Below are 16720 nucleotides of genomic sequence, written 5' to 3' on the forward strand. Positions count from 1 at the left end.
ACGCATAATTAATTAAAACTACAACGTCAGCTTTTATGCCTGCTTATTCTCTCCCTATATCTAGCTGTACTTGCAATCCATCATTGTCACTACCTGACTGAGCCGGTGTTAAGAAAACTGAAGTGTCTGGCTGTGATAATGATTCGTTAAAGCGAATTTGGGCTGGAGTTTTATTTTCTCTTCTATTATTGTTGGAAAGAGTTGCGGGATTAGTTTGCTCAAAAAAACTTTTAAAGTCATCTTGGGCTGTTTTCCGATCGATTCCAAGTAGATAATCACCACTTAATCGATATTGTCCGGCGGGATTTGAGTTTGATGCTGGTGATTGAGCGTAGACTTGGCTTCCTAAGCTTACAAAGGCTGCCGTAATCCCTAAGAAAGCAATAATTTTGGCGTTCATTTGTTCATCCAAATTAATTTTAATATTGCTCGTCTATTATTCTCTGGGAAAAGTATTCTAATTAACTCTATTATTAGGTTCACTATAATAATTTTATTGCGCATATACTTAGCGTGTCAATGATTTTTGCTATTTTAGGGATTAACAAGCTATAGCTTTGATATCTCTTGAGAAGTTGGATTATCTGGTTCAGTCTCTTAGCGATCGCACTTAAGTTCGTTAAGATATGCCAGGATGAAATTAAGGATGTTTAACAGTGGCACAACAGCGATCGCTTGGCTGAAGCTGTGTTTAATTACCACCACTACAATTTTTGTTACAATCTGACAAAATTGTTCCTAAAATAACGAGTTTAGTTACCATCACTACGATTTTTGTTACAAATATCATAATTTTCGTTACAACTTTACAAATTTAGTTACTATTACTACGATTTTCGTTACAAATATCGTATTTTTAGTTAATATTGCTGAGTTAGTTGTTGTAATAAACACCAAAGATTGTGGATTCTACCCAACAAATTTGTAATCACCGCTTGATTGTTTATAAGCAACTATTGCTCAACATAACTTTATTTAATAATGTTCGAATTAAATAACGAAAGACTAAAAATTAAACTTCATCAGTTGCGTTTAGTTTCATATCTAGCAATTGGTTCTCTGATTTTTTATTTCAATTCCAACCTAGATTTAAACTACATAGTTAAAGGATATTTAGTTTTAATGGAATCTCAGGTATGTATAATCGTTATTTATTTCTTGACGGCAAAGTTCACTAACAAACCACAGAAATAATCAAAGAAGGTCAAAAAGTTGGGTTGTATTATATGCCAATAGATATTTATTAGAGTTAATTAAGGAAGTAAATACTATGAAGACTAAATCTACAGCAATTATACTTTGCTTTTTTGGCGGGTGGCTGGGAATTCACAAATTTTATTTAGGACAAAATGTAGCAGGTATTTTGTACTTATTGTTTTTTTGGACTTGTATTCCATCTTTAATAGCCTTTGTTGAGTTCTTCGTCCTAGTTTTGATGTCAGATACCGAATTCAATACAAAATATAATCAAGTTATCGCAAGCACAGGTGGAGCAGTATCTGCAAAAGATGCAACCAGTGCGCTAGCTGATTTAAAAACTCTTTTTGATTCTGGGATAATTACCGCAGAAGAGTATGAAGAAAAGCGGCAAAACCTTCTGAAATCTTTATAAATTAAAATTATCAGTCGATTTATGATGTCACAATCTAAATCTTGGTTTCAACAAACTCCTGCTTGGGTGTGGTTATCATTAATTCCGACATTTGGGGGATTTGCGATTGTCTATGCAGGTTATAAATCCAAGACAAAAACTTGGGTTGTTCTAGGGATTAGCATCTTTATTTTAGCTTTAGCTTTATCCGCAAATAGTTTAGCATTTGCGCCCTGGATAGCTCAAATTGGCATTGCCTTCTATCTCAAGAAATCTTATTTAGTCAAAACTTATCCAAAGAATTTACCAATTCCCGAAGAACAAGAGTTAGCTAAGTTAGTTGCGAATACTCGTAAGAAAGTAGATATTAATGAATGCTCAAAACATGAACTAGTTAACTATTTAGGACTACCGATAGTTTATGCAAATAACATCGAATCATTGATGAATGAGGGATATGTTTTCACTCATATAGAAGAATTAATCGAAATAGCCGGAATTCCTGAAAAGCAAGTAGATCGAATTACACCACTGATTACTTTTAGCTACAACTACAAAAAAGAAGCTGATTGTTCTTGGAAACGATTAAATATATATTCAACTGATGAATTGATTACCTGTGGATTAGATGGAGCGATCGCAGAGCAAATTGTTGCCGAAAGGCAGCAACGAGGTGAGTATAAATCATTGATTGATGTCAAGCAGCGCACTGGATTACCGTTTAATACTTATCGTCACATAGCTTAGAGGATGTTTGAAAAGCCATGATTGATGTATCAAATATTTTTTTACCCCACCTTAACCCTGCTTAATCAGCTATTTCAGACTTGTGTTTACACCGTATCCCTTTAAGCTACTTAGCATACACAAGTAATAAAAACCTCGGTCGCTTAAGGCAATTTAACCGTTTTTATACGCAGAGCAATATATTCTCTGCGTATTTTTTATGAAAAAAAGATTCATCCCAATGTATATTTCTGCATTCTTTTGGGAATCATAAATCGAGGAATCATAATAAACCGCAAAATATGACTTCCTGAAATATCACGTAACTTTTAGAGGATAATTATGTCTAAACGCAAGTTGCCCAAAGGCCGTAGTGTTAGTTCAGTTGCTATAGAACCGGAAGTTGCGATCGCAATTCTTGGGTTGTTTTCCGCCGCTGCTGATGGTGAAGGTATTTCTTCCACAGAAGAATATGCTTTGAGTGAATTTCTCGGTCGGGTTGACTTATTTGAAGATTACTCTGAAGAAGACTTTGAAGAATTGACCGAAAAAGTTGTCAGCTTGATCGAAGAAGAAGAACCAGAAGATTTAATCGCCCAGTCCATCGAATCCTTACCCGATAGAGGTTATCGCGAAGCTGCATACATCACAGCTATCTTAGTAGTAGGGATTGACGAAGAAGTACCCGAAAGCGAGCAAGATTATATCTCTGAACTTCAAGAAGCCTTGAATATTTCAGACGAACGCGCACAAGAACTTATAGACGCAGTGTTCGGAGAAGAAGAAGAGGAAGAAGAGGAAGAAGAAGAGTAATATTTTTTGACTTGCAACCTCGGTCATTTATCATCTTTAATTTGGGGTTGCTAATTTAGAATATGGAATAATTTTGTTTGAGTTAAGTTGTTCAGATTCCCGACTTCATGAAGAAGTCGGGAATTTTGCATTGTATCAAAACAAACATTTTTCAGATAAAGGTCAAATATCGAATGGCACGCTTGATAACGTGAAACCTCGTCTGGGCTATCTTGTTGGGGGTAGGGGGTAGGGTGTAGTGTTAATAAACATTCAAGCTCACGAGGTGAAACAGAGATTACTTATTCTTCATTCCCTACACCCCACACCCGATACCCTACACCCTTTCATCCTTATAGATAATGGATTTACCCTTATCAAGCGTGCCATTCGTAAAATATCCTTGAGCGATCGCCATTCAACTTTCACATCACGTTATCATCGGATCTTGTGGAATTTCTGTGCATAACTCGATAGCATCTATGACCGCCTCTCACTCCGAAACTCCATCTACCAAACCCGATGCAAGTACTTTTATTTCTGACCATCTACAGGTGGATCGCAGTAAGCTAAGTCAAATGTACTTGCATTATGTCGAGACGAAGGATAAATATCCTCACGCGGTATTGCTGTATCGGGTAGGAGATTTCTTTGAATGCTATTTCCAAGATGCTGTAAAACTAGCGCAAGAATTGGAATTAGTTCTCACTAGTAAGCAAGCTGGGGAACAAGGACGGGTGGCGATGTCTGGTGTTCCGCATCACGCTTGGGAACGCTACGCGACGATGCTAGTAGAAAAAGGCTACGCAGTGGTAATTTGCGATCAAGTGGAAGATGCTTCTGAAGCTGCTGGGAGATTAGTGCGGCGAGAAGTAACGCGCATTCTTACACCCGGTACTTTGCTAGAAGAAGGAATGCTCAAATCCAGTCGCAATAATTACTTAGCAGCAGTAGTCATTGCCGCAAATCATTGGGGTTTAGCCTATGCAGACATCTCTACAGGTGAATTTCTCACCACTCAAGGTAGCGATTTAGAACATTTGACCCAAGAATTAATGCGCTTGCAACCTTCAGAGGTGCTGGTTCCGACAAATGCGCCCGATTTGGGTAGTTTGCTGCGTCCGGGAGAAACTTCGCCACATCTTCCTGAGTGTTTGCCACCATCATTTTGCTATAGTTTGCGATCGCAACTTCCCTTTTCTCAAGGTGAAGCTAGACCTAGATTATTGCAGAAATTTAAGGTGCGATCGCTCGAAGGACTTGGTTGCGATCGTCTTCCCCTCGCCGTCCGTGCGGCTGGCGGTCTTCTGGAATACCTGGAAGATACTCAAAAAGAAAACCCTGTCACTCTCCAAAGACTCCGCAGCTACACTGTCACCGACTACTTAATTGTTGACAATCAAACCCGTCGTAACCTGGAAATTACCCAAACCGTCCGGGATGGCACTTTTCACGGTTCCCTACTTTGGGCGTTAGATAAAACTAGTACAGCAATGGGTGGGCGTGCTTTGCGGCGGTGGTTGTTGCAACCGCTACTCGATATTAAAGGCATTCGGGCGCGGCAAGATACCATCCAAGAATTGATGGAAAATACGCCCCTGCGTCAAGATTTGCGGCATTTGTTAAGGCAAATTTATGATTTGGAACGACTCACAGGAAGGGCGGGTTCTGGTACAGCTAATGCTAGAGATTTAGTAGCTTTGGCAGATTCCCTCTCACGCTTACCGGAATTATCCAATTTAGTAGTTGAGACGCGTTCTCCATTTCTCAAAGCTTTGCAGAAAGTCCCAAGTGTGTTGGAAGAATTGGCACAAAAGTTACACGCACATCTTGTAGAGTCGCCACCCATATTAATTAAAGAAGGCGGATTAATTCGCCCTAGTGTAAATCCCCTTTTGGATGAAAAAAAGGCGACTGTAGAAGCAGACCAGCAATGGATTGCCAACTTAGAAGTTGATGAGAGAGCTAAGACAGGAATTTCCACGCTGAAGGTAGGATTTAACAAAACCTTTGGTTATTACATCAGTATTTCTCGCACCAAAGCCGACCAAGTACCCGCTAACTATATCCGCAAGCAAACCCTGACCAATGAAGAACGTTACATCACCCCAGATTTGAAGGAACGAGAAGCCCGAATTTTGACGGCGCGAGATGATTTAAATCAGTTGGAATATGAGATTTTTACGGCGTTGCGGGAAGAGGTAGCACAAGAGGCGGAAGTAATTCGCAATTTATCTCGTGCAGTGGCGGCGGCGGATGTGTTGTGTGGTTTGGCTGAATTGGCGGTACATCAAGGTTATTGTCGTCCCGAAATATTGCCAGGAAGAGAGATAAACATTGTTGATGGTCGTCATCCAGTGGTGGAACAGTCTTTACCTGCGGGGTTCTTTGTGCCGAATTCGACGCAATTGGGAAGTGAGGAAACGAACCGCCTTGGCGCAGAGGACGCAGAGGAGAAGGAGAAGAGTTTTCCCGCACCTGACTTAATTATTCTGACTGGGCCAAACGCCAGCGGCAAAAGTTGTTATTTGCGGCAGGTGGGATTGATTCAGCTAATGGCGCAGATTGGTAGTTTTGTTCCCGCGAGGTTTGCTAGATTGGGAATATGCGATCGCATTTTTACCCGTGTCGGTGCAGTAGATGATTTAGCAACTGGTCAATCTACCTTCATGGTGGAGATGAATGAAACTGCAAATATTCTCAATCATGCTACATCTAGGTCACTGGTACTATTAGATGAAATTGGTCGCGGTACAGCGACATTTGATGGTCTTTCCATAGCTTGGGCGGTGGCAGAATATATAGCAGTGGATATTCGCTCGCGCACAATTTTTGCCACTCATTACCACGAGTTAAATGAACTGGCTAGCATTATCCCGAATGTGGCTAATTATCAGGTGACGGTGAAAGAATTACCCGACCAAATTATCTTTTTGCACCAAGTTCAACCAGGAGGTGCTGATAAGTCTTATGGAATTGAAGCGGGGAGATTGGCGGGTTTACCAGCCGTAGTTATTCAACGGGCAAAACAAGTGATGGGGCAAATTGAAAAACACAGTAAGATTGCGATGGGACTGCAAAACCTTGATGGATAAACAAGCTTGTAGTAAGGACTTTAGTCCTTATTGTCTAAGAGGTGTTTGAAAAGTATTTCACTGTGACTTTAGACACTTTCAGATCCCCCCTAACCCCCCTTAAAAAGGGGGGAACCGGAATTAAAGCCCCCCTTTTTAAGGGGGGTTGGGGGGATCGATAACGTTTTGCTACCGACGAAAGGACTTTTAAAACATCCTCTAAGCACTAAAGTGCTTACTACAAACCGAGGTGTTAATTACTGCCGAAAAATTTCTACTTTTTGTAACACCACTTCTTGATTCGGACGATCTCTAGTTGTAGGCACATTAGCGATCTTGTTGACTATATCTAGACCTTGGACAACTTCACCAAAAACACTGTGTTTGTTGTCAAGGTGAGGTGTTGGTGCTTCTGTAATGAACCATTGCGAACCATTAGTACCGCGTCCGGCATTAGCCATCGACAAGATACCTGCACCAGTGTGTCTCAATTCAGGATGAAACTCATCTTCAAATTGATATCCTGGGCCACCAGTACCCCATCGGTTGGCTGTATCTAGATAACGACTCAGAGGATCGCCACACTGAATCATAAAATCAGGGATGACCCGGTGAAAGCGAACTCCATCGTAAGCTGGAGTTCCCTTACCAGATTGACCAGTTTTAGGGTCTTTCCAATCGATTGTTCCAGTTGCTAGACCGACAAAATTTTTGACGGTGTTGGGGGTTCGCTCTTCTTCCAAACGAACTACAATTTCACCCAAGGAAGTAATTAAACGAGCGTGCAGTGTTCCATCACCGGGAATATTAATTTCTGGAAAGTTCATTAGATATCCTATTTTAACCAGTGCCAGTATTTGAACTATATAAGTTTATCAGCATTCAAGTTACCGCCTTTAGACATGAAAAAAACCTGAAGGCAGGAAACTTGAGCCAACAAATATTTTACTCAGGCAAATTTATCGCAGGATTTCGGCTAAAGAATCCTCTAGGGACTAGCTTAAAGCCAACTCGGTGAACAGGCATCACGGGCCAATCTTCCGATCGCGGAATATGAGTTACGCCCATTGTGTACCACAGTACGATATCTTTACCCATCAAAGCTTCGTCGTCTGCAATATATTTTGGCAAACCCTGTCCAGCTTGAGTTTGGTTCGGATAATCGCCACCAGCATAAAGTTCAGTAGGTTTATATTTTGTTACCCAGAGATGATGAGTCGCAAATTTTGCCCTTTCCCGGATTTTTGAACCTTTCACAGGGAAAAAGATCGAGTTTCCACCAGGCATCAGCATATATCCAGGTGCAGCACCGAGAGCATTCTTTTTGTCTGCGCTAACAATCATCCATTCCCGACTGCTTTTCATATCCAAATCGCGCACAGCAGCCGTTTCTTTGGCTAGTGGGGTTTCTGCAAGTGCGATCGCATTTCCTAAAGGATTTTTCTCATCCATCGGCAAAGCTTTCACATTCATTTCCATCACAGAATTAGCCTGACCATCGACATCGAAATCTAGGCGATAATTGAAAAAGTGCTGATGATTTACTCCAAAGATATTCTTAGCAATTAACCGACCATAAGAATCATCATCAGATTGCTTTTGAGCAGCCGTTCCCTGCGCCAGTACGATACCTGTTAATTCATTTTGGACTTCCAAAGTCCCATCTTGGTGAAAGATCCAATTGATGCTGTAATCATAGTTGTCAATGGCTACCGTCATCTTCATCACTAATTCTCGACTGCGACGGACATCATTACGTTGAGTATTATACTCATAGTGTTTCCACAGGATTCCGCGATCGCGTTCGTAGATACCGACAACCCCTGGCATTTCATAAGGTTCTCCCTGCTCATTAGCAAATACAGCATTTAGCAACAAGCCATTTTCGGGAATTTCTTTACCTAATTCCATCGTATTTGCTAGTAGACCTAAGTTGTATTCTCCAACATCAAAGGCATTTCTGAACGACCAAGTAGGCTTAGGATCGCCATAAGGTACTACCATTTCTGAGAGGCTAGCGCGGTATAAAACTGGTCGAATATTTTCCCCGTCTTTGTGGGTCACTTGGTAGAGCATTAATCCATTACGAGGATGCATTGAATAGCGGAACTTCCAACCTTGCCAGCTAATTTCATTGTCTTCGATCTGGAAACTTCTACCATTGGGTTGGAGAATCTTCAATACTTTCAGTGGTGAAAGTAATTTGCCCAAGGATTTGGTATCATAATTCCAATTTTCTTTAGAGAAAGGGATGTTTCCTCTATCAATAAAACTGGCAACTTTACCTGTGTTCAAATTGACTGTTGCTAAGACTCCTTCAATCGGACTACCGTAATAGTTCCAGCCTTTGCCTTTGTAGTAAGATAAGCCGCGACAAAGACGATTACCTGTTGCTTCTTCCTGCTGACTGAGGATTCCTGAAGACCACCAACTAATTTTGACCTGATCAAAATCGGTAATTCCCCGCCTTTGCATCGCTTTTTGCCATCGGGGATCGGCTTTAACGACCTGAGTTGCTAGTTCATATTCTGAATTTGCGATCGCAGGTTGAACAGACGGTATTTCTTTCCAAGAACTTAAGGTTTTGCTTTTGAGATCGACAATTCCTTCAAAGGTTTTGTTTTCTGAACGTTCATAGATTACCAAAAAAGCTTTTCGCCCAAAGATTTTACCAGGTGTAAAATTTAGAACTTCTTCTTTATCTGGTTCTTGTAAAGCAATAAGTGAAAAAGCTGCCATTTCGCTCAAATTTTTTTCTCTTTGGATGACCGAAACAGCTGTGTTAATTTCTACCTCAGTTAGCGAAGTGAGAGGATGAAAAATCGACGGCTGTTGAGCCGTCAATGTTTCCATTAATCCAATTGAGAAAGAAATGACAACAATGATGGCAATAGCTAGCCATAAAAAACGCTTTAGCCGCTTAATCATCTTTTACATTTTTACAAAAGACTTATAGTTATCTATTTCCAAACCTAAGATTGAAAACCGATAAATTAAGAGGCTAAAGCGAAATTAATTATAATAAATAAAATAACCCCACCCCCAACCCCACCCCGCAAATGGGGAGGGGAGCTAAAGCACAGCTTTGGCGGGGTGGGGTTGGGTATTATGCTTAATTACTTGGACATTCTCTTACGCAGAAACCAAACGGCGTAAAGATTCAGCACGACGTTTAGCAATAGAGTTATTTGGAGCAAATTTGAGTGCTTCTTCGTAACTTTGTAACGCCTGAGTAGTTAATTTTTTCTTCTCGTAGGCGTGACCGAGATTATTCAATCCTGTCACGTAGTCTGGTTTAGACTTGAGAGCTTCTTTGTACTGACGAATTGCTAAGTCATATTGCTCTTGGATAAAATAAACATAGCCCAGCCCATTGTAAATGGGGGCGATATCTTCTTCTCCCTCTTCTTCGGCAGCTTTGAGAGCTTTTTGAAATAGCGCGATCGCTGGAGAATACATTTTTTTTTCTGAATAAATACTGGCTAACTCATAATATTCTTGAGTCGTACCCTTTTCTTTCTCTAACTTCTTTCGCAACCTGGCAAAAGAGCCTTCAACCTTGCGAGTTTTGAAAATCTGGCGAAAAACACTCACGGCTACAATTGTGAGTATAACTACCATAATTGAGAGATAAACAACGGCTAGACTGTTATCCATTACTGCAAATACAAATATTATAAAGTTTGTCATTTGTCATTTGTCATTTGTCCTTTGTCCTTTGTTATTCACTAATGACCAATGACCAATGACTAATGACCAATTTACGGTAAACCCCAATATTGAGAGCGTTGCTGGAGCCAACCTTTTTCTAAATAACGAGCGATCGCTTGATTCACATTTCGTCTAAACTCATCGTACTGCAATCCCTTGGGCATTACTACACATAAGGGTTCAGTTGATAACTTAGTTGGCAGTAACCGATATTGAGGATATTGCTGCACCCAACCGCTTAGAACACTAGCATCTGCGGCAAAGGCTACGGCGGCATTATTTTCTATTCTCTCTCGCGCTTCTTTATAGGAATCCACTCCTACTAACTCGGCGTTTGGTAGATAGTACCGCACTTTAGCAATGGTACTGGAGTTATTGAGTACGGCAATTTTTTGTTTTGACAGATCGCTCAACTGCTGCACAGAGGGATCTTTTGTAACTAATACAGTGCCATCCAAATAGTAGGGAACACTGAAACTAACTATGCGGGCGCGTGACTCGGTTGCTGTGACTCTAGCGATCGCAAAATCAACTTTCTTGTCTAAGACTACAGAGAGGCGATCGCGATTCGCTACAGGTTGAAATTTTACAGCTTCGGCTTTACCAACCAAGTCAAATGCCAAACGCGTGGCTAAGTCAATTTCTAAGCCTTGCAAATTCCCGTTGTCATCCTTAAATCCCAAGGGACGCAAGTTATCTTTAACGGCAACATTTAAATAGCCCCGCTGCTGAATTTCTGACATTTCGGCAGCAGATGCAGTTAATCCCGTCCCTACTAGAGAAAAGCAAAAAATCCAAAAGATAGTGGCGGATAATACCAGATGTAACCGAGTAATTGCTTGCCGTTTGTTACATCTGTTATACATCCCTCACCACCTTTATCCTTTAGCTTGAACTGCCAATTCAGCAACTTTGCCAAAACTAGCTGGATCGAGGACTGCCAATTGCGCCAACATCTTGCGATTTAGTTGGATATCAGCTTTTTTCAAGTTACCGATCAACTGGCTGTAACTCAAGCCGTGTTGCCTGGAAGCAGCGTTGATGCGGGTAATCCAGAGGCGACGAAAATCGCGCTTCTTCTTTTTGCGATCGCGGTAGGCACTCCGTAGCGCCTTCATCACTTGTTGGTTGGCAGTTCTAAACAGAGTTGAATGGGAACCGCGAAAACCTTTAGCTAGTTTGAGAATTTTATTGCGGCGTTTGCGAGCTACATTACCGCGTTTTACCCGAGTCATAACTTATTTCCTAAAATACTTACAAATATGGGAGCATCAAGCGAACGTTAAGTTCATCGCGTTCGTGTACAAGCGTACTCTGACGCAGACCACGCTTTTTGTTAGAAGATTTGTGTTCTAAAAGGTGGCTTTTGAACGCTTTGCGACGGACGATTTTACCGCTACCGGTGGCACGGAATCGTTTTGCCGCGGCTTTACGAGTCTTTAGTTTAGGCATGGTCTAGCTTTGATTCGACACGATCCATTATTATATACTATTAAAATTGCTATAACTGCAATTAAATAAAGGATTTAGCCAACGGCGATCGCTGTAGATCGACTTAGCTTCACTTATGGATGAGGTCAATATAGTTGAATATGACCCACGCTGGGCGACTTTGTTTGCGGAAGAAGCCGAGCGGATTTGGCAGGCACTAGGCAATGACTTAGTTGTAGAAATTGAACATATTGGTAGTACCGCAGTACCAGAAATGGCAGCCAAACCAGTTATTGACATCATGGTGGGAGTGCGTTCCTTGGTAGATGCAAAATCTGCTTTTTTGGCTTTAGAATCTTTGGGATACGTTTATTGGCGTGAAGACCCGCGTCCTGACAGGATGTTTTTTGTCAAAGGAATGCCACCACACGGAAAGCAACGTACTCATCATATTCACATAGTCGAGATCGACAGCGAATTTTGGGAGCGCAAGCTATTTTGCGACTATTTGAGAAAGCATCCTGAAGAAGCGAGACGTTACGAAGTTCTAAAACGCGACTTGGCGGCAAGTTTTCGGAGCGATCGCGAAGCTTATACGAATGGTAAAAATAACTATATCCGTGCTTTGATGGTCAAAGCACGGAATGAGGATATGGGAAAAAACCAAAGCCATTGATTATTTAACTTTTTTCAGTGGCGTTAGCTTTGGGATCTAGAATTATTTGCGAAGTGGATTTATTCACATGGTAAGTCCAAGATTGCTCTTTAACCTTGACAATCACTTCCCAGCCTTCCACCGGGTCGTACTGCTGGGTGCAGACTTCGCCAAAGTTGAATTGGCAGAGATTTCCAAAGGTTTTTGGTGTAGTTCGAGTAATTTTTAAATCAGTAATTACCACCCCAGAACGGCTTGAGGCATCGCTCAAAATTGCATCTGCGATCGCCTTCGGCAATGTTTGTGAAGTACTGACTTTGGGATCTAAAATTATTTGCTTTCCAGATTTATCTACATGGTAAGTCCACGAATCTTGACGAACTTTGACAACTACTTCCCAGCCTTCAATGGGGTTGTATTCCCTAGTACAAACTTCTCCAAATTTTAACTCACAGGGATTACCAAAGGTTTTCGATGTGACTTGGGTAATCTCTAATTCCCGTTTACGTAGGCCGGAATTCTTAGACGCATCTCGTAAAATTTTATTAGCGATCGCTTTCGGTAACTCGTTTGCTTGGGATTGGGATACTTGAGTGCCTTCTGGGTAAGGAATAGCACCAGCAGAAGTGTTTTCAATAAGTCCGAATCCATAAGATAGCAAGCTTGTCAACACCAGCGTCAAGAAAATTCCTCTGGGTGACTGGAAGGTGCTTTTAATTACGGCAGATGCTTGGGTGATTGATTTCATAATAGATTGTTAAAAATTGAACGAATAATATCGCAATTGCGATCGTAGTTTCTTTGACGTTGCACTCTCAATTCAGTTTCTTTATTAAAGAGTGAGGGAGCAAGGGAGCAGGGGAGAAGTTGCAGTAAATCTTTCCCCTCTGCTCCTCTGCCCCTCTGCCCCTCCGCCCCTCCGCCCCTCTGCATCGTGTGCCCAATGCCCAATATCCCATCCCTTATACTTGTTTGCTCATTGCCGCTAAATTCATCACACATTCAGGAAATTGGCGTTTTAATGCTGGAAACACCGGACAAGGCGCTTGTTCTTGTAAATTGTCTGGTTTACTCCAAGTAAAGGGGGCTTTCTGCGCCGCAGACATCCACAATAGAAGCTTTGCTCGTGTCATAGCAACATAGAGTAAACGATACTCTTCAGATGTTTTCAAATTTTTTGCCACCTCCCATGCCTGACTAACATCCGGTATGATAGATTCTTCGTGGAGAGTAGCGCGAATTTGGGCGCGAGCTACTTCTGATAAGGTAAAATCGCCTAAAAATTGGCTTTGGGGAGGAACCCAAAATCTTCCAGGAATCAAGTTTTCGTGGAGAAAGGGAAGAAACACATAGTCCCAATCTAGCCCTTTAGCTTTATGCATAGTGATAATCGTCAGTTGACCGCGACGGGTATAACGTTCTTCCGAATCCTCGGTTTCCACTGGTTCAAACCGTTCGGAACTAACGATTTCACTTAAAGCTGACAGCATTCCCCCCATCGAACTATTGCCAGCTATCTGCTGGTTTACCCGTTCTGCGAGTTTATCAGCAGTTGCCAATTCTGCTTGGTCATAATTTAAAGTCAAGGCGAGAAAGGAAATTAGCTGGTAAAGAGGCAATTCCAAACGAGCGCGGAGCAAGCTGCGACACAATTTTGCAGCTTTTTGTACTGTTTCTGGCTGGGGTGCTGCTAGAGGACCAGGATACAAAAACTCTTCTGGCAGACTAGCGAGGGCGTTGAGGTCTTGGGTAGGAATTAATTGGCGCTGTACTAATGCTTCTAGGGCAGCTTTGAGGTAATCGGGGGAGTGGGGGCGATCGCAAAATTGCAATAATGCCAAAATCTCTTGGGGGACATGGGAACGGCGATCGCGTTCTCCCACATCATAAAGTGTAATTTTATGCTCTTTGCACAGAGGTGTCAGAGCTTCTGCTAACCATCGTCCTTGACGATTTTCTCGGACTAAAATCGCTGCACTATTTTTTGTTGGGTCTTCACCAAATAACTCAATTACCCTTTGAGATAACAATTCAACGGTGTGATGAATGTCACGCGGTGTATAAAGTTCTAATCCTTGTCCTACGGGTGCGGGGTTGGCGTTAGCTTGCGGATCGCCAGCTTCCACAGGGCGAATTGTCTGCAAGCGAAATGGTACTTGTCGGTTGTCAGGAATCTGTTGTTTGTTGTTAGTTTTGGTTGTTGCTAACCACTGATTATTGATCCATTTGATAGCAAAGTTAGCAGCTTCAATGATAATTCTAGTACTGCGACCAGCTCGATCCATCGTTGCCAATCGTTCGATGCGATCGCACTCTTCGCAAAATTGCCGAAAATAAATCGGATCGGCTGGAGTAAAGGTAGAGTTAATCGCCTGGTTAGGGTCGCCAACTCGGACTAAATTGAGTGGGGAGTACGTAGAGGCGCGATGAATCGCGTCTGTATTCATCCCCTCATATTCCCGATTATTTGCCAAAATTTCTAATAGTTGCGTCTGAAGAGGGCTAGAATCTTGGGCTTCGTCTTCAAAGACGGCGAATATTTGGTTTTGCTCGATGTGACGGGCACTGTCGTTTTCTAAAACGCGCAGTGCGGCTAAAATCATATCGTCGTAATCGATAAAATCACGCGATCGCATTAAGTTTTGATATTGCTCGTACAATCCCGCTGCTACACTCAAAATTGCATATTCATCTGTGGTTTGTTTACTCCACTCCCGCAACAATTCTGGCGATATTCCAGAACTTTTTGCTTCATGAATTACCGTATTAGCCAATTCTGGTAATACTTCTGTCCGCAGCACCGATTGACGACGCAACCTTTCTGTCTCTTCTCCATCAAATTGATGACCTTCCAATAACCGCAAATATACATCTGGATTATTTACAATCCATTGTTCTACAGCAGTTCGGATAAAGCGGTGACTTTGGGTTGGTGTAATTAATATGACATTTTCTAACTGCAAACCTGACAAATCAGAATGGCGGTTGGCAATGTTCAATGCTAGACCGTGTAGGGTATAGACAAAAAATCCTGTCTGAGGTAGAGATAAATCATCTCTTAAAAATTTACGAATCTTCGCTTTAATATTGGCAGCAGCGGAGCGAGTAAAAGTAACGACTACCAACTGACGGCGGGAGGATGAACGCTCATATTGACGGGCGATCGCGATCGCTGCTGCCGCTGCCATTCCGGTAGATTTGCCTGCACCAGGAACGGCTGAAATAGCCAAAGGGCCAGATTGCCAATCAGCCATTTGCTGCTGTCCAGGGCGGAGACTGTTGCGGATTGTGAGAATCTTCTCCTGCAAAGAAGGAATGAGCGATCGCTCAGATAATTCTGAGTCGAGTAATTCTTGAATCACAGGAGCAGTAAATTTAGAGTCGGACATATTAAATTATATATTTTAAATAGATATTGAATTTAATTCTCAAACCGCAGATATGAATATTTTCGGTGATTATTAATCCCAAATTACTAACAAAATACTCCACCTTTCTTTTCATTAACTCAACCGTGTTGAGGTTTTTGCTTTAGTTAGTTTAATTTTCAACGCTCCCAAACCTTATGGTTTGGGAGTGTTACGCAGTTAACTCGTCTAAAATTGAATTTATTCGTCAATCTGCCATGAATCCTTAGTTAATTCTTCATCCAAAATTTTCTTAGGACGCACAATGATAATAATTTGTCCTAGTAGAGGAATTTCTGGCTCAGTTTCAAACCATTGAAAATCTAATTCACCACCATTTTCAACGACAAAATAGCTGGAGGCATCCCATTCTCGTTGGGCACGATCTATGACAACTACCACTGGCCCTGTTTGGCTTTGGGTTTGGATGGGGAAGCGATCGCTATTCGCTAAAATCACCACTGGATCTTCTGCCGCCAATAGTACTTGCCAACCTGGTAAGGGTACCCAAGCTTGCTCTCCAGAAAACTTAACCAGGCGAAATGGTTCAATTTCTGTCAGTATGGGCACAGCTTGCAAGTCTTGGCGTGATAATGGCAACTCTCCTACTACAGGCAAGATTCGAGGTAACTGTTCTTCAAATTCCAGGCGGTAAAACGGTAAAATTGGCGCTGGACGCTGGGGAACGGTAGTAAAATCAGTCAGTAGTTGTTCGATTTTTTGCCTTGCACCTGGCGTGTGAGCAAAACGCAAACCTTTGGCGATTAGGCGCGATCGCTGTTGTAAATCTGCATTTTGGCGTGCCAGTTTCCAAACTTGGTGAGCAACAGCATCTCCTGGATGAGCAGAAAACCCTTCTGGTAAAGTGCGGAAATAGGAGAACTCTTTAAGTGCTTTGGCTATATCCCGTGCCTCATCAGCATCAACATTGTGGACGAAGATTAGTTCGGCGGCCGCAGCGCGTTCTTCTTGAGTAAGTAAACGCAGCTCGTATAAAACATCGCTGCCGCGTGCGGCATAGTGCGATCGCGTTTCTTCGGATACTCCAAACTTTTCTAAAGAATTGTAAACTTGAGAACCAACAACCACCTGATTTTGTTGAATCGGCTCAAATCCAGTCGCCTCAAAAATTTCTTGAGGGTTGTAACCACTTTTTAGCAACGAGGCGATCGCGGTTCCCCACTCCACCCAGTTGCCTTGTTTTTGCCTCAGCTTTCGGAGTAACTCTTGTGCTACATCATTGTTAGCATTGTCTTCGGGATTCTGAGTTTTGGGTGGTAGATCAGTCATAATCGGAGTGCGAGCTTCAACTTGAGAGGTTAATTAACACCTC

16 protein-coding genes are annotated in these 16720 nt (G+C 42.0%); 6 read left to right on the forward strand and 10 right to left on the reverse strand.

The window, feature by feature from the left end:
* Positions 1-43 precede the first annotated feature (43 nt).
* Positions 44-400 (reverse strand): hypothetical protein, encoded by a 357-nt coding sequence (locus AC1F2U_RS24285; protein WP_480263415.1) that lies wholly within the window; start codon positions 398-400, stop codon positions 44-46.
* Between the two features lie 870 nt (positions 401-1270).
* Between AC1F2U_RS24285 and AC1F2U_RS24290 the strand changes: the two genes are divergently transcribed.
* From AC1F2U_RS24290 to mutS, 5 genes are all read left to right on the forward strand, one after another.
* Positions 1271-1612, forward strand: coding sequence for an NINE protein (locus AC1F2U_RS24290; protein WP_480263416.1), 342 nt, complete (start codon positions 1271-1273; stop codon positions 1610-1612).
* A 21-nt stretch (positions 1613-1633) separates the two neighbouring features.
* Complete coding sequence (locus AC1F2U_RS24295; protein WP_480263417.1) at positions 1634-2338, forward strand: helix-hairpin-helix domain-containing protein; 705 nt, start codon at positions 1634-1636, stop codon at positions 2336-2338.
* Between the two features lie 321 nt (positions 2339-2659).
* Positions 2660-3130 (forward strand): tellurite resistance TerB family protein, encoded by a 471-nt coding sequence (locus tag AC1F2U_RS24300; protein ID WP_480263418.1) that lies wholly within the window; start codon positions 2660-2662, stop codon positions 3128-3130.
* A gap of 238 nt (positions 3131-3368) precedes the next feature.
* Positions 3369-3578, forward strand: a complete 210-nt coding sequence (locus tag AC1F2U_RS24305; protein ID WP_480263419.1) for a hypothetical protein — start codon at positions 3369-3371, stop codon at positions 3576-3578.
* Positions 3579-3591: 13 nt separating this feature from the next.
* A complete protein-coding gene (gene mutS / locus AC1F2U_RS24310) occupies positions 3592-6204 on the forward strand; it encodes a DNA mismatch repair protein MutS (protein WP_480263443.1) in 2613 nt (870 codons plus the stop codon).
* Positions 6205-6440: 236 nt separating this feature from the next.
* On the opposite strand, the gene AC1F2U_RS24315 is transcribed toward mutS, so the two are convergent.
* From AC1F2U_RS24315 to rpmI, 6 genes are all read right to left on the reverse strand, one after another.
* Positions 6441-7010 (reverse strand): peptidylprolyl isomerase, encoded by a 570-nt coding sequence (locus tag AC1F2U_RS24315; protein WP_292738596.1) that lies wholly within the window; start codon positions 7008-7010, stop codon positions 6441-6443.
* 118 nt (positions 7011-7128) lie between these two features.
* The gene (locus AC1F2U_RS24320) at positions 7129-9111 is read right to left on the reverse strand and encodes a primary-amine oxidase (protein WP_480263420.1); all 1983 of its coding nucleotides are present in this window, start codon (positions 9109-9111) and stop codon (positions 7129-7131) included.
* A 204-nt stretch (positions 9112-9315) separates the two neighbouring features.
* A complete protein-coding gene (locus tag AC1F2U_RS24325; protein WP_480263444.1) occupies positions 9316-9840 on the reverse strand; it encodes a tetratricopeptide repeat protein in 525 nt (174 codons plus the stop codon).
* A gap of 104 nt (positions 9841-9944) precedes the next feature.
* Positions 9945-10760 (reverse strand): transporter substrate-binding domain-containing protein, encoded by an 816-nt coding sequence (locus tag AC1F2U_RS24330; protein ID WP_480263421.1) that lies wholly within the window; start codon positions 10758-10760, stop codon positions 9945-9947.
* 12 nt (positions 10761-10772) lie between these two features.
* Entirely contained in the window at positions 10773-11129 is a 357-nt protein-coding gene (gene rplT / locus AC1F2U_RS24335; protein WP_114084645.1) for a 50S ribosomal protein L20, read from the reverse strand.
* Positions 11130-11148: 19 nt separating this feature from the next.
* Entirely contained in the window at positions 11149-11346 is a 198-nt protein-coding gene (gene rpmI / locus AC1F2U_RS24340) for a 50S ribosomal protein L35 (protein WP_292819649.1), read from the reverse strand.
* 115 nt (positions 11347-11461) lie between these two features.
* On the opposite strand from rpmI, the gene AC1F2U_RS24345 reads away from it, so the two are divergent.
* Entirely contained in the window at positions 11462-12001 is a 540-nt protein-coding gene (locus AC1F2U_RS24345; protein ID WP_480263422.1) for a GrpB family protein, read from the forward strand.
* A gap of 4 nt (positions 12002-12005) precedes the next feature.
* On the opposite strand, the gene AC1F2U_RS24350 is transcribed toward AC1F2U_RS24345, so the two are convergent.
* The 3 genes from AC1F2U_RS24350 to AC1F2U_RS24360 all read right to left on the reverse strand — a co-directional run bounded on the left by AC1F2U_RS24350 (position 12006) and on the right by AC1F2U_RS24360 (position 16677).
* A complete protein-coding gene (locus AC1F2U_RS24350) occupies positions 12006-12728 on the reverse strand; it encodes a hypothetical protein (protein ID WP_480263423.1) in 723 nt (240 codons plus the stop codon).
* A 214-nt stretch (positions 12729-12942) separates the two neighbouring features.
* Positions 12943-15369: an ATP-dependent helicase gene (locus tag AC1F2U_RS24355; RefSeq protein ID WP_480263424.1), complete on the reverse strand. Its 2427-nt coding sequence runs from the start codon at positions 15367-15369 to the stop codon at positions 12943-12945.
* Between the two features lie 219 nt (positions 15370-15588).
* Positions 15589-16677: a RuBisCO accumulation factor 1 gene (locus AC1F2U_RS24360; protein ID WP_480263425.1), complete on the reverse strand. Its 1089-nt coding sequence runs from the start codon at positions 16675-16677 to the stop codon at positions 15589-15591.
* Positions 16678-16720: the final 43 nt, after the last annotated feature.

This window comes from Nostoc sp. LEGE 12454 (genome assembly GCF_056620565.1).